This window comes from Serratia sarumanii, from assembly GCF_029962605.1.
GTDB lineage: Bacteria > Pseudomonadota > Gammaproteobacteria > Enterobacterales > Enterobacteriaceae > Serratia > Serratia sarumanii.
On record NZ_CP124750.1, the window covers coordinates 4,190,037 to 4,209,531 of the forward strand.

Here is a 19,495-nt window from a genome sequence, read left to right on the forward strand (position 1 = left end):
GTTGGGAACCAACAACCGGTAGACAACGGATCATTAATCCAACCACCTCCACGCGCGCCGTTCGGAGTGAACGACCAAGCCTCTAAAATAGTGTAAGAACGTGACCGTTCGATGAAGCGGCGGCGCTCACGGAGAACGCCTGCGACGGATAATAGCGCAACGGCGGCGAATGCAAAGCGGAAGTTTATCGCGCCTTCCCCCACTCAAGACCGCCGTACTGTGCAGCAAATGAACCGCGCGCGCAGTTTATACCGGTAAGCAGGTGAAAAAGCAAAATGAAAATTCGCCGAAAACTGTTTCAAGCGATGAAAATGGCGCCAACCCGTTTGCGCAAAAGAGCGAAAGCGCAAAAAATTACTGGCAATCTGGCTAAACCCTGACCTAAAATAGACGTCCAGATGTTAATCCATCTATACTGGTTAACTGATAAACTGCTTAACGGCTTTGCCTGAGGGGCGTTGCAGGATGCATCTCGCGCCATCAGCGGAAGACCCTTCGCTTTGATGCCGGATCTCCAGCGCTGTGCAGTAATTTCTAACCCGTCTTATGCAAGGTAAAGAACACAATGGCTAAACACCTCTTCACGTCCGAATCCGTCTCCGAAGGACATCCCGATAAAATCGCCGATCAGATCTCCGATGCCGTCCTCGACGCCATCCTGGAACAAGATCCGAAGGCGCGCGTCGCCTGCGAAACCTACGTGAAAACCGGCATGGTGCTGGTCGGCGGTGAAATCACCACCAGCGCCTGGGTCGATATCGAAGAGATCACCCGCAAGACCGTGCGCGAGATCGGCTACGTTCATTCGGACATGGGCTTTGACGCCAACTCCTGCGCAGTATTGAGCGCCATCGGCAAACAATCCCCGGATATCAATCAGGGCGTTGACCGTACCGATCCTCTCGAGCAGGGCGCCGGCGATCAGGGCTTGATGTTTGGCTACGCCACCAACGAAACCGACGTGCTGATGCCGGCCCCGGTGACCTACGCGCACCGTCTGGTGCAGCGCCAGTCCGAAGTGCGTAAAAACGGCACCCTGCCGTGGCTGCGTCCGGACGCGAAGAGCCAGGTGACCTTCCAGTACGACGACGGCAAAATCGTCGGCATCGACGCCGTGGTGCTGTCCACCCAGCATTCCGAAGACATCGCGCTGAAAGATCTGCAAGAAGCGGTGATGGAAGAGATCATCAAACCGGTCCTGCCGGCGGAATGGCTGACGGCGGGCACCAAATACCACATCAACCCGACCGGCCGTTTCGTTATCGGCGGCCCGATGGGCGACTGCGGCCTGACCGGCCGTAAGATCATCGTCGACACCTACGGCGGCATGGCGCGCCACGGCGGCGGCGCCTTCTCCGGTAAGGATCCGTCCAAGGTTGACCGTTCCGCGGCCTACGCGGCACGCTACGTGGCGAAAAACATCGTTGCCGCCGGCCTGGCCGATCGTTGCGAAATCCAGGTGTCTTACGCTATCGGCGTAGCGGAACCGACCTCCATCATGGTGGAAACCTTCGGTACCGAGAAAGTGCCAACCGAACAGCTGACGCTGCTGGTGCGCGAATTCTTCGATCTGCGCCCATATGGCCTGATCCAGATGATGGATCTGCTGCAGCCGATCTACCGCGAAACCGCTGCCTACGGCCACTTCGGCCGCGAGCACTTCCCGTGGGAAGCGACCGACAAAGCCGCGCTGCTGCGCGATGCCGCCGGCCTGAAATAAGCCCCGACATCAACATGAAAACGGCGAGCCCTGGCTCGCCGTTTTTTTTGAGCGGATGGGTGCTCCTGGATCAACGCATCGACTGCCGGCCGGCGGAGGTACCGCCCCCGCCGCCGGGTTGCCTTACCGTTCGGATTCGTAAGCCAAAATGGCCGCAACCTCCGTAGTGCCCGCTCGGATCCGCAGCTCACACAGCGTGCTGTGGGTTATCCATGCCAGTGATATTACAGTGACACAAATAATCACCAGTTTTAACGGGCTGCGTTTGTTCGGCATCATGCCTTCTTCTCCTTGCCTCGCGGCGGGTAAGAGGCTAACTTAACGTTGTGACGCGTTAGAGTAGGCCTCGGGTTGATGAATATCGACTCGGGGCTTTTCTCTTTGTATCTTTCGCAGAAGCTCCAGAGACAAAGATCCAGAGCACCCGCCCGCAGTATATTCATCTCACCGCCACGCCTCGCGTTCCTTTTCGCACGCAATATCGTTTTTGCGCATCCGTTCGCAGCACCTTGCAACATCATGAAAAATAAAAAAGGCCCAGCAACGCGGAGCCTTTGATGACAGAGAGAACGCAGCCGAGACGCCGCTTACGAGGTCTGCTTACGCAACAGATACACGAAGTACGGTGCACCGATAAAGGTCGCCAATAACCCGGCGGGGATCTGATACGGGAACAGCAGCATCCGTCCGCACCAGTCGGCAAACACCATCAGCAAGCCGCCCAGCAGCGCGGCGATCACCATTTGCGGCAGCGCGCGGCGGAAGCCCAGCATGCGCGCCATATGCGGCGCCATCAGCCCGACAAAGCTCAGCGGCCCTACGGTCAGGGTCGCCATCGCGGTCAGGGTGGCAGCCAGCAACAGAATGCTCAACCGCGCCGGCGTCAGCGCAATGCCCACAGAACGGGCGGTGGCGCCGCCGAGCGGCAGGATGGTCAGCCAGCGGCGGCACAGCGGCGCCAATACCAGCAATCCGGCGGCGATCAGCGCGGTGCGCAGCGCCTGCGCCGGCTCCACCGAATAGGTCGAACCGGAGAGCCAGGTCAGCAAGCCCCCCATACGCGGATCGCCGCTGGCCAACAGCAGGAAGATGACGGTGGTAAAGGCGGTGCTGAGCGCGATACCGGCCAGCAGCATGCGTTCGGTCGAGAAACCGCCGCGGCCTGCGGCGATCATGATGATCAGCAACGTGGCGGCCGCTCCCAGACTGCCGGCGGGCAGCAGCCACACGAAGGCGTCGCCCGGCACCATAAACAGCATCATCACGACGCCAAAAGCGGCGCCGGAGCTGATGCCCAACACTTCCGGGCTGGCCATCGGATTGCCGGTCAACTTCTGGATCAGCGTGCCGGCGACCGCCAGCATCATGCCCGCCGCCAGCGCCGACAACACCCGCGGCCAGCGCCACGGCAGCAGAGCGTCCAGTTCCACGCCCAGGCTCCAGTGCCAGCCGCCGGCATTTTTGCCCAGCATCAGCGCCAGCGCCAGGCCGATCAGCAACACGAGGCCGCCCACCAGGATCCAGCCGGGCAGATTCCCGCGTTCGGCAGGCACCTTGTCGCCGAGGTTCATCGGCGGCGGCGTGGCGGCGCTGCGCAAACGCGGCAGCAGCCACAGCAGCAGCGGCGCGCCGAACAGCGCGGTGGCCGCGCCGGTCGGGATCTCGTGCCACACCTGCGTTACCCCGAGCATCACCTGATCGGTCAGCCACAGCAACAGCGCCCCCAGCAGCGGCGCCAGCATCATGCGGTGCGCCAGGCGGCGAGCCCCCAACATCTTCGCTATCAGCGGTGCAAACAGGCCGATAAAGCCGATAACGCCCACCGCGCTCACCAACATGGCGCTGAAGATGATGGCCACCCCCAAAGCACAGAAGCGCGCCATCGACAGCCCTAACCCCAGGTTGCGCGCCACACCGTCGTCCAGCCCCAGCAGCGTCAGCGGGCGCAGCAACAGCGCCGCTAACAGGCCAGCCACCAGCAAACGCGGCAGGAGGAACTGCACGGCGCTCCAGTCCTGTTGGTTCAACGCGCCGGTGCCCCACAGGAACATGCCCTGCAGCTGATCGTAATTAAACAGCGCCAACAGGCTGTTGACCGCGCCGCAGTACAGCCCCAGCACCAGCCCGGCCAGAATCAGCGTGACCGGCGACATCCGCTTGCCCCAGGCGACGCCGAACACCAGCCCGCCCACCACAATCGCGCCCACCATAGCGGCCAGCTGGCGGGTAAACTCACCTCCCGGCAGCACCCACAGCGTGGCGATGGTCAGGCCAAGCTGCGCGCCGGCGGCGACGCCGAGCGTCGACGGCTCCGCCAACGGATTGCGCAACACCTGCTGGAACAGCACGCCGACCAACCCCAGACCGGCGCCGGCCAACAGCGACACCGTCAACCGCGGCAACAGGCTGTAATGGAACAGCATTTGCCGCACGTCGTCGATGTCCGGCGCGCTGAGCGCCCGCGCCCATTGCGCCGGCGGCAGCTGCTGCGCCAGATTGTATATCGTCAGGCCACCTGCCGCCGCCAGCAACAGTAGGATCAGCGTCAGCGGCAATTTCCGGATGCCCGAACTCATGACGCACTCTCCTGAGCCTGCGCCAGCAGGCGGCAAAACCGCATCGTCGACAGCGTGGCACCGTAGAACCACACCGCCGGCACCTGCCGCAGCTGGTTTTGCCTCACGAAGGGCAACGACTGCCACAGCGGCGTCGCGCTGACCTTGTCCATCATCGCCTGATTACCGTGATCGAGATAGATGACCCGGGCATTACGCACCGTGGCCAACCGTTCAATGCCCACCACCGCCGTGCCCCAGAAATTGGTTTCTTCCTGCCAGGCATTGCGGATGCCCAGTTGATCCATCGCTTCCTGGAACAGGCTTTTCTGGCCGATGATCAACGCATGGCGCGTGTCGATCAGTGAAAACAGCAGCAGCGGTTGCCGGGTGTAGCTTTGCAGGCGCTGACGCGCGTCCTGCATAAAGCGGTCAAACTGCGCCAGGTGCTGTACCGCGCGGCTTTCTATGCCCAATCGTTGCCCCAGCGCCAGCAGCGACTGGCGGGCGACGGTCAGCGGTTTGCCGCTGCCGTCGTTGAAGCCAAAGCTCATGGTTGGCGCGATGGGTTGGATTTTTTGCGGCGTTGGGCCATAGCCTTGCGACAGTAACACCAGCGAAGGCTGAAGCTGCTGCAGCAGTTCGAGGTTAGGTTCGGTGCGCTGGCCGACGTCGACCACCGTCGCCGGCAGCTTCGGCTCCGCCACCCACAGGTTGTAGTTATGCACATCGGCCACCGCCAGCGGCGTCACGCCCAATGCCAACAGCAGTTCGATCGGCAGCCATTCCAGCGCCGCAACGCGGGCGATATCCGGCGGCGCATCCGCCGCTCGGCCGGGCAACGAGCCCAACAGCGGCGACAGCGCCAGCGCCATCAACAAACGGCGGCGCAGCGGATCGTGAGAAGAAGTGAATGCAGAGGACATCAGTAGACAAAACTCACCGGCGCGCCGCCGCTCGGGTGCGGCAACGTGCCCATAGGAATACCGTAAATTTGTTCCAGCACCGGCCCCTGCATCAGTTCCAGCGGGCCGCCCTGGGCGATCATTTCACCGCCGCGCAGCGCCACCAGATGGTCGCAGTAGCGTGCCGCCATGTTGATGTCGTGCAGCACGGCGATCACCGTGAGATCGCGTTCGCGGCTCAGGCGCTGGATCAGCGCCAGCACCTCGACCTGGTGCGCAATGTCCAGCGCCGAGGTCGGTTCGTCAAGCAGCAGGCAGCGGCTGTCCTGCGCCACCATCATCGCCAGCCAGGCGCGTTGGCGCTCGCCGCCGGAGAGGCTGTCCACCAGGCGGCTGGCGAACGGCTTCAGCCCCACCAGCGCGATGGCCTCTTCCACCAATTGGCGATCGTTGGCGCCAAAACGCCCCAGCGCGCCGTGCCACGGATAGCGGCCGACGGCCACCAGCTCGCGCACCGTCATGCCTTCCGCCGCCGGCAACTGCTGCGGCAGGTAGGCCACCTGGCGGGCGAAGGATTTGCTGTCCCACTGCGCCAACGGCTGCCGATTGAGCAAAACCTGACCGCCGCTGGGCGCATGATGCCGCCCGAGCAATTTCAACAGGGTGGATTTACCGGAACCGTTATGGCCGATCAGGCCGCAGACTTTGCCCTGGGGAAAACTGAGCGACAGCGGTTGCAACAGCACCCGGCCGGGGACGGCGAAGCTGGCGTTATCCAGCGCGAAGGTCGCGCCGGGATTAAGAAGTTTGTCCTGCATAGATCCTGCTTTGTCCGGGGCGACGCGGCGCCGCCCCGGCTATCCGGTTAGAAACGGAAGGTTGCGGTGGCGACCACCTGGCGTTCTGCGCCCCAGTAGCAGCCATAAGTAGCAAAGCAGCTGGAGACATATTCCTTATCAAACAGGTTGTTCACATTGATGCCAATCGAAGAACCCGGCAAATTGAAACGCGCCAGATCATATTTTATCGCGGCATCAAACACCGTGTAATCCTTCACTTTAAACGTATTGGCCTCGTCACCATAGCTGGAGCCAACATAGCGAACGCCTGAACCCAAGGTCAAACCGCTAATCGCAGTTTCATGGAAGGTGTAATCAGCCCACAGAGAAGCCATGTGTTTAGGGATAGCGGAAGGTGTATTCCCCTGTAGCGAAGTATCTTTAGTATATTCAGCATCCGTGTAGGTGTAAGAGCCCAACAGATTGAGGTTAGCCGACAAGGCCGCTTTCGCCTCCAACTCAATCCCACGAGAACGGACCTCCCCACCCTGGACGCTAAAGAACGGATGTTCTAAGTCAGCCACTTTATTGTTGGTTTTAGTCAACTGGTAAAACGCCACACTGGCGGTGATCGGACGATCCTTAGGTGCGTATTTAACCCCAGCCTCATACTGCTTGCCTTTAGAGGCAGCAAATGTATTGCCTGAGAAATCAGTGCCTGAGGTTGGCTCAAACGATTCGCTGTAGCTGACATAAGGCGCGATGCCGTTTTCGAAAACATAGTTCAAGCCAGCACGGCCGGTAAACTGGTTATCCTGCTGCTTAGAGACGGAATTCTGGTTCAGGCGATTGGTGCTATTGGTATCGCTCCAATCATAGCGCCCCCCCATCGTCAGAACCCAGTTGTTCCATTCAGCCTGATCTTGCACATACAGGCCGGTCTGCTCCTGACGGTTAACCTGACTGGCACCACCGGTAATGGTATAGCTCCGATTGCCGTACTGTGGAGCGATGACATTCAGATTGGATGCACTGCCATATTGATACACAACATCATTGCGCATACGCATATAATCCACACCCATCAACAAGATATGGTCAACTTGCCCGGTCGCAAATTTAGCCTGTGCCTGTGTGTCGACCGCAAAGCTGGACATATGCTCTTTGGAATTCATCACGCCACGCTTCAGCTCAGCTGAATTATCTGGATCAATGCCTAGGCCGTAAATAGAACGGTAGTCCACATCCATTTTCGAATAACGCAGGTTTTGGCGCACGGTCCAAACATCATCAAAACTATGCTCAAAGGCATATCCGACCATTTGCTGCTTGCGGGAAATGTTGTTATAGCCAGGCTCACCATCGTTGAAACTGGTCGGTAACTTACCGTTGATACCATTTTGCACCGTACCTTCTTTCGGCAACCAGCCATAGAAGCCAACGCTAGGATCATCCTGGAAGCTGCTGAGGAAAGTCAAAGAAGTGCGATCATCAGGTCGCCAACTGAAGGAAGGAGCAATAGCATAACGTTTACTTTTCTCGCCAACCTGCTGCTGATCTTCATCGCGCGCAACCCCCGTCAGACGATATGAGTAAACCCCCGCATCATCCAAAGCGTCACTGAAGTCAAAACCGGTCTGGAACAGATTATCTGTCCCCATTTTGAATTGAACTTCGCGCAGCGTCTCTGTTGTCGGCCGCTTACTGACCAGCGCGACCACCCCACCAGGGTTGCTTTTGCCGTACAATACCGAAGACGGTCCGCGCAGTACTTCCGCTCGCTCAAGGAAGTAAGGGTCTATCTGATAAATCGAATAGTTATCGTCCTGCAGTTTCAGGCCATCCAGATACATATTGGTACCTACCGAGCTGAAACCACGGATGTTCACTGCATCATAGGCGGTGGAGGCACCGCGATTTCCAATCATCACACCTGGCGTATAGGCCAGTGCGCCCTTCACCGTATCCGGCTGGCGCATGTCCATCTCTTCACGCGTCACTACGGAAACGGACTGCGGGTTCTTCTCGATTGGCGTATCGGTTTTGGTGCCGGTGGCGCTGCGTTTGGCGACATAGGTGCCGACCGGCCCCCAGGCGCTTTCCTGCTGGGCGGTATTGCTGCCGCCCACAACGGTAATCGTGTCTTCCTTGGTGGCCGGCTTGGCGTCGGCGGAAAAAGCCGGCATCGCCAGCGTGCCCAACGCCGCAGCGACGGTGATCGCTAACGCGCTGACGGGGGTACGGCCCTGCTTGGCCGCGGATGACGAAAGACGCTTGGTCGACATAGTTGATTTCTCTGATGAATTATTAAATGAAGAATGTAAACGATAATAATTATTATAAGCGTCGCATTTTATGCAGAAGCCAAATTAAACTGCAAGCCGAATTCATGGGGCAAATAGGTTAAGGATTAGGCGCTTAGCCATGCGGTTAGCAGGGAAATAAAACGAGCGAAAAAATAAAAAAACCCGCAACCAAGGTTACGGGCTTAATAACAAAGAAAAAATTTTCACCGGGGCCGACGCCCCGGTAGCGATTACTGGCCGAACATATCCTTGATCCAGCCGGCGACGCCATCGCCATCTTTTTGCTCACCCGCCGCCGGTTGCTGCTGTTGCTGCTCCGCCGTCTGGCTGGCCTGGCACAATCCCTGCGGATTGTCAGTCCAGACCGGGATGGTGCGCCAGCTGCCGCCGCCGCAGATAAAGTTGCCGGCAGAGTCGATGCTCATCTGGTTAATGCCTTCCGGCGGCTGCAGCATCAGCGGCAGCGGCGTCTGGTTTTCCAGATAACGACGATACAGGGTCAACGCGCCGTTGGCGCCGGTCAGCTTGGCCGGGCCGTTGTTGTCGCGCCCCACCCAGGCGATCGCCACTTCCTTGCCGTCGATGCCGGCGAACCAGCTGTCGCGCAGATCGTTGGTGGTACCGGTTTTCGCCGCCAGGTTGTAGTTCGGGAACTTCACCGACAGCGAGCGAGAAGTCCCGCGCGCCACGCCTTGCTGCATCGCGTACAGCGTCAGGTAAGCGGCCTGCGCCGGCACCATGCGTTCGGCCTGCGGGAAGCTCTGGTACAGCACCGTGCCGTCTTCGGCGATCACCGAACGCACCGCCGACAGCGGCGCACGGTTACCGCCGCTGGCGATGGTCTGGTACTCCTGCGCGACTTCCATCGGCGTCAGGCCGATCGCGCCCAGCAGCATCGAAGGCACCGGGTTGATCTCCGCTTTCGGGATGCCCAGACGTTGCAGCGTGGCGCTGATCTGATCCAGCCCCACCGACAGGCCAAGGTTCACCGTCGGCACGTTCAGCGAGTTGGCCAACGCATCCACCAGCATCACCTGACCGCGGAATTTGCGATCATAGTTGTTCGGCTGCCAGACGGCGCCGTTCGGCTGTTTCAGCGACAGCGGCGCATCCGCCAGCCAGGTGTTGAGGCGGTATTTATCCGGTTCGGACAGCGCGGTCAGGTACGTCGGCGGCTTGGCCAGCGAGCCGACCAGGCGGCGCGCCTGCATGGCGCGGTTGAAACCGGCGAACTGCGGATTGGCGCCGCCGACCATGGCGCGCACTTCACCGCTGAAGCGATCGACGATCACCATCGCCGCTTCCAGATCCTGCACGTGACGCGCAGCGCGCAGCGCCGGGATGCCGTCTTCGACCGCTTTTTCCGCCGCGTCTTGCGACACCGGATCCAGCGTGGTGAAAATCTTCACGCCGGACAGATCATTCACCTTATCGCCCAGCCTGGTCTGCAGCTCCTGACGCACCATCTGCATAAAGGCCGGCTGTGGCGTAATGACGCCGCCTTTCGGCTGCACGCCCAGCGGACGCGCGCTCAGCATGTCGTACAGCTCGCCGTCGATTACGCCCTGGTTTTTCAGCAGCTTGAGCACCAGATTGCGGCGCTCCAGCGCCAGTTTCGGGTTACGCCACGGGTTATACAGCGACGCGCCCTTGACCATGCCGACCAGCAGCGCCTGCTGATCGAGGCTCAGCTCGTCCACCGGCCGGCCGAAGTAGTACAGGCTGGCCAACGGGAAACCGCGGATCTGGTCGCTGCCGCTCTGGCCGAGGTACACCTCGTTCAGATACAGCTCCAAAATGCGGTCCTTGCTGTAACGGTAATCGACCAGCAGCGCCATATAGGCTTCGTTGGCCTTACGCCACAGCGAGCGTTCGTTGGTCAGGAACAGGTTCTTCACCAGCTGCTGCGTCAGGGTACTGCCACCCTGCACCGCACGGCCGGCGGTCAGGTTGGCCAGCACCGCACGGCCGATGGAATACGGGCTGATGCCGTCATGCTCATAGAAGTGGCGGTCTTCCGTGGCGATCAGCGTATCCACCAACAGATCCGGGAAACCGGCGCGCGGCACGAACAGACGCTGTTCACCGTTTGGCGACTGCAGCATGGTGATCAGGCGCGGATCGAGGCGGAAGAAGCCGAAGCTGCGGCCGCTGTCCAGGTTTTCGATCTTAGCCAGACGGTTGTTCTGGAAATCGAGACGGGCGCGGATCTGCCCTTCTTTACCATCCGGGAAATCGAACGGGCGGCGCAGCATCTCGATGCTGTTGGCCTGCACGGTAAACTCGCCCGGACGCGTCATGCGGCTGACCTGGCGATACTGCATGCCTTCCAGCAGGTTGACCATTTCCTTCTTGCTGTACGGCATGCCCGGTTCCAGGTTGACCATGCGGCCGTACACTGCCGCCGGCAGCTGCCAGACTTTGCCGTCGATGCGGCTGCGGATCTGGGAATCCAGATAGACGCCGTAGATCGCCAACAGGACGGCGATCACCAGGATCAGTTTGATAATCAGGCCGAGCCAGCGGCGTTTTTTACGCGGCGGAGTCGCTTTTACCTTACGCGGCATGCGTTCCTCCTCCTCTTCATACTCATCATCGTCATACTCGTCTTCTTCGTAATCGTCATAATCGTCGTCTCGGCGACGGCGCGGCGGCTTGCGCGACGCGGTGTTTTTTGGTTGTTTTCCTTTGCGCCCGATGGGCTCGCGGTCATCCCCAGCCATGGCTGTTGTTCTCCGAGCTTGCCGACACTGCCGGCCATGATTAGTCGCTTAATCTGTGCCTACGCCGCAGCGCTGACCAGAAGAAACATCTGAATTCCAAACCTTGAATGATCGCGGCCTACTGATATTTCTTCGTTCGGCGCGTCGGTACCGCCGTGGCCGGATCGTCCGGCCAAACGTGTTTCGGGTAGCGGCCCTTCATCTCTTTTTGCACCTCGCGGTAGGCGCCTTGCCAGAAGGCCGCCAGATCGCCGGTGATTTGCAACGGCCGGTGCGCCGGTGAGAGTAACTCAAGCACCACCGGGATGCGACCCTCCGCCAACATCGGGCTGCGCTGCTCGCCGAACACCTCCTGCAAACGCACCGCCAGCGCCGGCGGTTTGCCGGCCTCATAACGGATCGGCAGGCGACTGCCGGTCGGCACAGTGTAATGAGTGGGTAGCGCATTATCCAGCCGCTGCTTTTGCTGCCAGTCCAGCAGGCGGGACAGCGCCTCGGCGATGTTGACCTGCTTCAAGCCGCGCAGATCGCGCACGCCGTTCAGCGACGGCAACAGCCACTGCTCCAGCGCCGCCAGCAGCGGCTCTTCATCCATCGCCGGCCATTCCGCCTCCGGCAACCAGGCTTGCGCGCACTGCAGGCGCACCCGCAATTGTTCGGCGGCGCCCTCCCAGTTGAGCACCGCCAGCCCCTGCGCACGCACCCAATCGAGCAGCGCCTGCTGCAGCTCTTCGTCCGCCGGTTTGGCCAGCGGCTGGGCGCGCAGCGTCAAACGGCCGATCTGCTGGCGCTTCCAGGCGCGCAGCGTGCCCTTCTCGTCATCCCACTCCACCGCCGTGCGCTGCGTGACGATCGCCGGCAGCTGCGCCGCCAGCGCGTCGATGTCCACCGGCAGCGCCAACAGGATGCGCGCATCGGGGCTGTTGTGGCCCTGCAACAGGCTGGGGACGATGAGCCAGGGCGCGCGCGACAGCGCCTCATCCTGATTCATCGCCGCCCCCATGCCGTTGGCCAGCAGGTAGCGGCCGTCCTGGCCTCGCCGCTGGGCGATGCGATCGGTAAACGCCGGTGCCAACAGGCGCGGCGCCAGATCGACGTCGACTTGCCCTGCACGTTGCGGCAGGCGTTTGGCCAACTGCGCGGCACGCTGCCGCCAGTTCGGTTGCGGGCGGCTCAGCCAGTAGCCGATATCCATCTGCCCGCCGCGCGGCGGTTCTTCCAGCAATGCCGCCAGCAACGCCGCCGTCGCCAGGCCGTCGGCACTCAGCGCCGCGCCGGCGGTCAGCATCGTCGCCAGCCGCGGCTCGCATCCCAGCGCGGCCATCTGGCGCCCCGGTGCGGTAAGTTTGCCACCGTCATCCGTGGCCCCCAGCCGGTGCAACAGCGCCCTGGCCGCCGCCAATGCGGCGGCAGGAGGCGCATCCAGCCAGGTCAGCTGCGCCGGGTCGTGGCAACCCCACTGCAGCAACTCGAGCCAAAAGCCGGTGAGATCGCTCTGTAAAATGTCCGGTTCGGCGTGTTCCGCCGCGCGCTCCGCCTGTTCTTTGGCGAACAGATGCCAGCAAATGCCCGGCTCAAGACGCCCGGCGCGCCCGGCGCGCTGCACCATCGAGGCCTGACTGATGCGCTGCGTCGCCAGCCGCGTCAAACCGTTGCGTACGTCGTAACGCGCCACGCGTTCCAGGCCGCTGTCCACCACCAGCCGAATGCCCTCGATCGTCAGGCTGGTTTCAGCGATGTTGGTCGCCAGCACCACCTTGCGGCGGCCAACCGCCGCCGGCTGAATCGCTTTTTGCTGCTGCGCCAGAGGCAGCGCGCCATACAGCGGGCAAAGATCGGTATCGCTCGCCACCTCGCCGGTCAATCGCTCCAGCACCCGATTGATCTCCGCCACGCCCGGCAGGAACAGCAGCAAAGACCCCGGCTGTTCGGCCAGCAACCGCTTCACCGCCGCCGCTACGCCATCTTCCAGCCGCTGATGGCTGGCCAACGGCTGATATAAACGTTCAACCGGGAAGCTGCGCCCCTCGGACACCACCACCGGCGCTGCCGGCAGCAGCTGCGACAGGCGCGCGTTGTCCAGGGTGGCCGACATGATCAGCAGTTTCAGATCGTCGCGCAGCCCTTGCTGCACGTCGAGCAGCAGCGCCAGCGCCAAATCGGCCTGCAGGCTGCGTTCGTGGAACTCATCGAGGATCACCAGCGACACGCCCTGCAGTTCGGCGTCCTGCTGCAGCATGCGGGTGAGAATGCCTTCCGTCACCACTTCCAGCCGGGTCTGCGGCCCGCTTTTACTCTCGGCGCGCATGCGGTAGCCCACGGTCTGGCCGGGCTCCTCCCCCAGTTGCTGCGCCAGGCGATAAGCGACGTTTTTCGCCGCCAGCCGCCGCGGCTCCAGCATGATAATGCGCCCCGGCAACCCGGCCTTAGCCAGGATCTGCAGCGGCAACCAGGTGGATTTACCGGCGCCGGTCGGGGCGTGCAACAGTACCTGAGGAGCGGACTGCAACGCAGCCAGCAACTCATCAAGCACCGCGCTGACGGGCAATGAAGACACTGAACTCTCCGTGGTGGTTAACGTTAAACGGCGTACAGTGTAGCATTAGCTTTGCCCCCGTAGCCTTTCAAACTGCGGCGTCGTTAGCTATAGTACGGAGCTCGTCCAGGCGTCCCGCTTCGCGCGAGGCCGCTGCAAGCCGCATTCAAATCTGTTCCTGACGGATTTGTCATTATTTACCGAGCCCCCATGTCCAATTCGCGCCGCCTGTTTTTCGCCCTGTCCTTGCCTGATGCCCTGCAACAGCAGGTGATCCGCTGGCGCGCCGAGGCGTTTGCGCCGGAGGCCGGCCGGCCGGTGGCGGCGGCTAATTTGCACCTGACGCTGGCGTTTCTCGGCGAAGTCACCGCGCAGAAAGAGCTGGCGCTGCGCAAACTGGCCGGCCGCATCGTGCAACCCGGCTTCAGCATGCGGCTCGACGATCTCGGCCATTGGCCGCGCCCCGGCGTGGTCTGGCTCGGCACCCGCCGCGCGCCGCGCGGGCTATTGCAGCTGGCCGAACTGCTGCGTTCGCAGGCCGCCCGCAGCGGCTGCCATCAAAGCGCGTTGCCGTTCCATCCGCACATCACGCTGCTGCGCGCCGCCACCCAGCCGGTGGCGATCCCGCCGGCGACGCCGGGCTGGGCGTTCAGCGCCGACGCCTTTTCCTTGTATGAGTCGGTGTTCGAAAACGGGCGCACCCGTTACCAACACCTCGAACAGTGGCCGCTGGCCACGCAGGCATCCGCATGATTTTCTCTCCACCGCTGCGTTCCGCCACGCTGATAAAACGTTACAAACGCTTTCTGGCGGACGTGATCACCCCGGAAGGGGAAACCTTTACGCTGCACTGCGCCAATACCGGCGCCATGACCGGCTGCGCCACGCCCGGCGACACCGTTTGGTACTCCACCTCGGATAACCCCAAGCGCAAATACGCCCACAGCTGGGAACTGACCCATACCCAACAGGGGCACTGGATCTGCGTCAACACCCTGCGTGCCAACGCGCTGGTGCGCGAGGCGATCGAACACAATTTAATCAATGAATTATCCGGTTACAGTAAAATCAGCGGCGAAGTGAAATACGGCGGTGAAAACAGCCGTATCGATTTGTTATTACAGGCAGAAAATCGGGTTAACTGCTATATTGAAGTTAAGTCAGTCACATTACTGCAACAACAACGTGGTTACTTTCCTGATGCGGTAACGCTCAGAGGGCAAAAGCACCTGCGTGAGTTGCTCAGCGTGGTTGAAAGCGGGCAACGGGCGGTGTTGTTCTTTGCCGTGTTACACAGCGGTATTGAGCAGGTCGCACCGGCACATCATATAGATGAGCGCTATGCGGCGCTGTTGGCACAGGTCCGGCAGTTGGGAGTGGAAGTGGTTTGCTACGGGGCAAAGTTATCACCTGACGGTATTTATCTCTGCGATAAGCTGCCGTTTTTTATCGATTAGCGCGGTCGGGTCCCTATAAATAGACAACCGGCCAGCACGATCGCCAAATACGCCCTCCTTCACACGATTGTCAAGCGGGCGACAGGAATAATTGCCAACCTACCTTCCTTCTGTTATTTATAGCGGCCTGTTTTTCCCCCGCATTGGGGATTCGATAGTGCGTGTGTATGTAGGAGAAGCAACATGCAAGAAGGGCAAAACCGTAAAACCTCGTCCTTGAGCATTCTCGCCATCGCTGGGGTGGAGCCGTACCAAGAGAAGCCGGGCGAAGAGTACATGAACGACGCCCAGTTGTCGCATTTCAAGCGCATTCTTGAAGCGTGGCGCAACCAGCTCAGGGACGAAGTGGACCGTACTGTATCGCATATGCAAGAAGAGGCAGCCAACTTCCCTGATCCGGCAGACCGTGCTACTCAGGAAGAAGAGTTCAGCCTTGAACTGCGTAACCGTGACCGTGAACGCAAACTGATCAAAAAGATCGAGAAAACGCTGAAGAAAGTGGAAGACGATGATTTCGGCTACTGCGAATCTTGCGGCGTGGAGATCGGCATTCGTCGCCTCGAAGCGCGTCCGACCGCCGATCTGTGCATCGACTGCAAGACGCTGGCTGAGATCCGCGAAAAGCAGATGGCCGGCTAATACCGTTGTTACCGCTGCGGCGTGCGCACCCGCGTGCGCCGCACAGAGAAAAGGGAACCACTCCCCTCTGATATGCAAGAAAGTCATTATGTGGGGCGCTTTGCCCCATCGCCTTCCGGGGATCTGCATTTCGGTTCGCTGATTGCCGCTCTGGGAAGCTACCTTCAGGCTCGCGCCCAACGCGGGCAGTGGCTGGTTCGCATCGAAGATATCGACCCGCCGCGCGAAGTCCCCGGCGCCGCCGCTCGCATCCTGTCCGCGCTGGAACATTATGGTCTCCACTGGGACGGCCAGGTCATCTATCAATCCCAACGTCACGACGCCTATCGCGCCGCGCTGGATCTGTTGCAGCGTCAGGGGCTCAGCTATTACTGCACCTGCACCCGCAGCCGCATCCAGCAGATCGGCGGATTGTACGACGGCCACTGCCGCGACTTGCAGCTCGGCCCGCAGGGCGCCGCCATCCGCTTGCGCCAGACCGCGCCCGTTTACGGGTTCCACGATCGCCTGCAGGGAGAGTTGCACGCCGATCCGGCGCTGGCGGGGGAAGACTTTATCATTCGCCGCCGCGACGGGCTGTTCGCCTACAACCTGGCGGTGGTGATCGACGACCATTTTCAGGGCGTGACCGAGATTGTGCGCGGCGCCGACCTGATCGAACCGACGGTGCGTCAAATTGCCCTCTACCGCCAGCTGCAGGCGCCGGTGCCCGCCTATGTGCATCTGCCGCTGGCGCTGGGCGCCAACGGCATCAAGCTGTCGAAGCAAAACCATGCGCCGGCGTTGCCCGCCGGCGATCCGCGCCCGGTGCTGATCGCCGTGCTGAAATTTCTGCGCCAACCGCTGCCGGAAAGCTGGCAAGATCTTGACCTGCCATTATTATTGAGCTGGGCGGTCGCACATTGGCGGTTGGAAAACGTGCCGCGTCAGGAGGCTATCCCTCTGGATGAAAACACGCCGGCATTCTCAAAGGAGCCATGGTGAGCTATGATTAGCCGCTATTTTTTGTTAGCTCCATTTTTATCAGTCACTATCGAGGTGTACCATTTTTACCCGAGTAGCCAACTTCTGTCGTAAGGTACTGACCCGCGATGACAAGCTGCCCCGCGACGACGCGGCGGCCGGCGATAAAAACGTAGTCCGCGAAGAGCGTGCCGCGGCGCCAAGCCGCCCTGCGCCGCAGCCGCGCGCCGCCGACAACGGCAACAACGCCCCTGCCCGCCGCTCAACGCCGCGCAAGCGTCCGCCTTTCCCCCTCGCCGAGAGCAACGACTCGATGACCGTGATCCCGCGCGAACAGCACTCGATTTCCCGCAAAGACATTAGCGAAAATGCGCTGAAAGTGCTTTACCGCCTGAACAAGTCCGGCTACGAAGCCTATCTGGTCGGCGGCGGCGTGCGCGATCTGTTGCTCGGCAAAAAGCCGAAAGACTTTGACATCACCACCAACGCCACGCCGGAGCAAGTGCGCAAGCTGTTCCGCAACTGCCGCCTGGTCGGCCGGCGCTTCCGCCTGGCGCACGTGATGTTCGGGCCGGAAATCATCGAAGTGGCCACTTTCCGCGGCCACCACGAACAGAACCCGGAATCCGACAAGAACTCGTCTCAGCAGGCGCAAAACGGCATGCTGCTGCGCGACAACATCTTCGGTTCGATCGAGGAAGACGCCCAGCGCCGTGACTTCACCATCAACAGCCTGTACTACGGCGTGGCGGATTTCACCCTGCGCGATTACGTCGGCGGCCTGAACGATCTGAAACAGGGCGTGATTCGCCTGATCGGCGATCCGGAAACCCGCTACCGCGAAGATCCGGTGCGCATGCTGCGCGCGGTGCGCTTCGCCGCCAAGCTGGATATGCGCATCAGCGAAGAGACCGCCGAGCCGATCCCGCGCCTGGCCTCGCTGCTGCATGAGATACCGCCGGCGCGCCTGTTCGAAGAATCCCTCAAGCTGCTGCAGGCCGGTTACGGTTTCCAGACCTACCTGAAGCTGTGCGAATACCAGCTGTTCCAACCACTGTTCCCGCTGATCGCCCGCAACTTCACGCCGAACCACGATACGCCGATGGAGCGCATTCTGGTGCAGGTGTTGAAGAACACCGATCACCGCCTGCAGAACGACATGCGCGTCAACCCGGCGTTCCTGTTTGCCGCCATGCTGTGGTACCCGCTGCTGGAGCACGCGCAGAAGCTGGCGCAGGAAAGCGGCCTGGCCTACTACGACGCCTTCGCGCTGGCGATGAACGACGTACTCGACGAGCAGTGCCGCTCGCTGGCCATCCCGAAACGCATTACCACGCTGGTACGCGATATCTGGCAACTGCAGCTGCGCCTGTCCCGCCGCCAGGGCAAACGCGCGCACAAGCTGATGGAACACCCGAAATTCCGCGCCGCCTATGATCTGCTGGCGCTGCGTGCAGAAGTGGAAGACAATCAGGAGATGCTGCGTCTGGCCGAGTGGTGGGGCGAGTTCCAGGACGCCACGCCGGCGCGGCAGAAAGCCATGCTGAGCACCCTGGGGGACGATCCGGCGCCGCGCCGCGCGCGTCAACGCCGCCCTCGCCGCCGGGCACCGCGTAAAGAAGGGGCATAATGATCCGCGTTTATATCGCGCTGGGCAGCAACCTGGCGCAGCCGCTGCAACAGGTTAAAGCCGCACTGGAGGCGCTGGAGCATCTCCCGCGCTCCCGGCTGGTCACCTGTTCTTCGTTTTACCGCACCAAGCCGCTGGGGCCGCAAAACCAGCCGGACTTTCTCAACGCGGTAGTGGCGCTGGATACCCTGTTGCCGCCCGAACAGCTGCTCGACCATACCCAGGCGATAGAACGTAATCAGGGGCGCGTGCGCAAGGATGAACGCTGGGGGCCGCGCACGCTCGATCTGGACATCATGCTGTACGGCGACAAGGTGATCCATACCGAGCGCCTGACGGTGCCGCATTACGGCCTGAAAGAGCGCGAATTCATGCTCTACCCGCTGGCGGAAATCGCTCCCGATCTGATTTTCCCCGATGGCGAGCCGCTCGCCAGCTGCCTCAAGCGCGTGCCGGAAAACGGCATGGCGCTGTGGCATCAAAGTAAAAAGTGATCGCGGGGTCTAGAGCAGATAAAGCTTGAGTTGCGCCACGGCGGCCAGCAGCATCACCACCATCATACAGCCGAATATCCGCCTCACCCACCGCAGCCTTCGTTCCTGCGCTTCCGGCCCCGTAGCCTCTCTCCCGCGTGACCAGACAAACATCACCAACGCAAACGCCAACATCAAAAAGCCGCTCGCTGCCAACAGCAAACTGCCCGACACCATGCCGGCACGCAGCGACAGCAGCCCGACCACCGCCATCGTCAACGCGGTACGCCCCCAGGCCAGACGAGTACGTTCAGGTTGCAAACCAGGATCGCGCGGCGGCGCTTCCACCGTTGGGTGCATCACACGCCAAAACTCAGAATGACCGCCACCAGCGCCAGAGCGATGACGACCACGAACAGGGTCAATAGCCACAGCAGGCGGGTATAAGGCATATCGCCGTCATGCCGCATGGCTTTCTCATTGGCCTTCCAGCGACGATAGGCCATCAGCCCCAGCACTACAGCCCCCAGCGTCAAAGCCACCGCCAGCCCCTGACGGATGGCTGCCGTGCCAAATTCGGAGGCAAACTGATTGATGCCGACCGCTCCCGCCATAAACGCCAATGCAGTGCGGATCCAAGCCAGAAAAGTGCGCTCATTGGCTAAAGAAAAGCGGTAGTCGGGCGTTTTACCCTTGGCCCACCATTTTAACGGGCGATTTGGCGATGGCTGGTTCATGATTTCCCTTGAACATGTAAAACCTTTCTGAAACAGAACCCTCGCACAATAAACAATTCAACCACCGTTTGC

The 19,495-nt window shown here is 61.1% G+C and carries 16 protein-coding genes; 7 read left to right on the forward strand and 9 right to left on the reverse strand.

Features of this window, described 5'->3' with window-relative positions; genetic code table 11:
* Positions 1-565 precede the first annotated feature (565 nt).
* Entirely contained in the window at positions 566-1,720 is a 1,155-nt protein-coding gene (metK, locus tag SSARUM_RS19870) for a methionine adenosyltransferase (RefSeq protein ID WP_033654692.1), read from the forward strand.
* Between the two features lie 123 nt (positions 1,721-1,843).
* Here the strand turns inward: metK and SSARUM_RS19875 are convergent, their stop codons facing one another.
* The 7 genes from SSARUM_RS19875 to hrpB all read right to left on the reverse strand — a co-directional run bounded on the left by SSARUM_RS19875 (position 1,844) and on the right by hrpB (position 13,545).
* Positions 1,844-1,996: a Hok/Gef family protein gene (locus SSARUM_RS19875; RefSeq protein WP_060431005.1), complete on the reverse strand. Its 153-nt coding sequence runs from the start codon at positions 1,994-1,996 to the stop codon at positions 1,844-1,846.
* Between the two features lie 311 nt (positions 1,997-2,307).
* Positions 2,308-4,296, reverse strand: a complete 1,989-nt coding sequence (gene fhuB / locus SSARUM_RS19880) for a Fe(3+)-hydroxamate ABC transporter permease FhuB (protein ID WP_060431001.1) — start codon at positions 4,294-4,296, stop codon at positions 2,308-2,310.
* Complete coding sequence (fhuD, locus tag SSARUM_RS19885) at positions 4,293-5,201, reverse strand: Fe(3+)-hydroxamate ABC transporter substrate-binding protein FhuD (RefSeq protein WP_033649614.1); 909 nt, start codon at positions 5,199-5,201, stop codon at positions 4,293-4,295. Before fhuD ends, fhuB begins: the two co-directional genes overlap by 4 nt.
* Positions 5,201-5,998 (reverse strand): Fe3+-hydroxamate ABC transporter ATP-binding protein FhuC, encoded by a 798-nt coding sequence (gene fhuC / locus SSARUM_RS19890; protein ID WP_033649613.1) that lies wholly within the window; start codon positions 5,996-5,998, stop codon positions 5,201-5,203. Before fhuC ends, fhuD begins: the two co-directional genes overlap by 1 nt.
* Positions 5,999-6,045: 47 nt before the next feature.
* On the reverse strand, positions 6,046-8,244 hold the full coding sequence (gene fhuA / locus SSARUM_RS19895; RefSeq protein WP_033649612.1) for a ferrichrome porin FhuA: 2,199 nt from the start codon (positions 8,242-8,244) through the stop codon (positions 6,046-6,048).
* Between the two features lie 251 nt (positions 8,245-8,495).
* Positions 8,496-10,988: a bifunctional glycosyl transferase/transpeptidase gene (gene mrcB / locus SSARUM_RS19900; protein WP_140926574.1), complete on the reverse strand. Its 2,493-nt coding sequence runs from the start codon at positions 10,986-10,988 to the stop codon at positions 8,496-8,498.
* Positions 10,989-11,106: 118 nt separating this feature from the next.
* A complete protein-coding gene (gene hrpB, locus SSARUM_RS19905) occupies positions 11,107-13,545 on the reverse strand; it encodes an ATP-dependent helicase HrpB (protein ID WP_170310569.1) in 2,439 nt (812 codons plus the stop codon).
* 189 nt (positions 13,546-13,734) lie between these two features.
* Between hrpB and thpR the strand changes: the two genes are divergently transcribed.
* The 6 genes from thpR (at position 13,735) to folK (ending at position 18,707) form a co-directional block, all read left to right on the forward strand.
* Positions 13,735-14,277 carry an RNA 2',3'-cyclic phosphodiesterase gene (thpR, locus tag SSARUM_RS19910; RefSeq protein WP_033649609.1) on the forward strand — a complete coding sequence of 181 codons (543 nt, stop codon included), beginning with the start codon at positions 13,735-13,737 and terminating at the stop codon, positions 14,275-14,277.
* Positions 14,274-14,981, forward strand: a complete 708-nt coding sequence (sfsA, locus tag SSARUM_RS19915) for a DNA/RNA nuclease SfsA (protein ID WP_004937572.1) — start codon at positions 14,274-14,276, stop codon at positions 14,979-14,981. Before thpR ends, sfsA begins: the two co-directional genes overlap by 4 nt.
* A gap of 183 nt (positions 14,982-15,164) precedes the next feature.
* Complete coding sequence (gene dksA, locus SSARUM_RS19920) at positions 15,165-15,620, forward strand: RNA polymerase-binding protein DksA (protein WP_004937569.1); 456 nt, start codon at positions 15,165-15,167, stop codon at positions 15,618-15,620.
* Positions 15,621-15,692: 72 nt separating this feature from the next.
* Positions 15,693-16,604 carry a tRNA glutamyl-Q(34) synthetase GluQRS gene (gene gluQRS, locus SSARUM_RS19925; RefSeq protein ID WP_039567236.1) on the forward strand — a complete coding sequence of 304 codons (912 nt, stop codon included), beginning with the start codon at positions 15,693-15,695 and terminating at the stop codon, positions 16,602-16,604.
* A 61-nt stretch (positions 16,605-16,665) separates the two neighbouring features.
* Complete coding sequence (gene pcnB, locus SSARUM_RS19930) at positions 16,666-18,213, forward strand: polynucleotide adenylyltransferase PcnB (protein WP_071883846.1); 1,548 nt, start codon at positions 16,666-16,668, stop codon at positions 18,211-18,213.
* The gene (gene folK, locus SSARUM_RS19935; protein ID WP_060430999.1) at positions 18,213-18,707 is read left to right on the forward strand and encodes a 2-amino-4-hydroxy-6-hydroxymethyldihydropteridine diphosphokinase; all 495 of its coding nucleotides are present in this window, start codon (positions 18,213-18,215) and stop codon (positions 18,705-18,707) included. The genes pcnB and folK overlap by 1 nt, the downstream gene beginning before the upstream one ends.
* A gap of 9 nt (positions 18,708-18,716) precedes the next feature.
* Here the strand turns inward: folK and SSARUM_RS19940 are convergent, their stop codons facing one another.
* Positions 18,717-19,046 (reverse strand): DUF202 domain-containing protein, encoded by a 330-nt coding sequence (locus SSARUM_RS19940; RefSeq protein WP_050438979.1) that lies wholly within the window; start codon positions 19,044-19,046, stop codon positions 18,717-18,719.
* Positions 19,046-19,423, reverse strand: coding sequence for a YidH family protein (locus SSARUM_RS19945; RefSeq protein WP_033649606.1), 378 nt, complete (start codon positions 19,421-19,423; stop codon positions 19,046-19,048). Before SSARUM_RS19945 ends, SSARUM_RS19940 begins: the two co-directional genes overlap by 1 nt.
* Between the last annotated feature and the right edge of the window lie 72 nt (positions 19,424-19,495).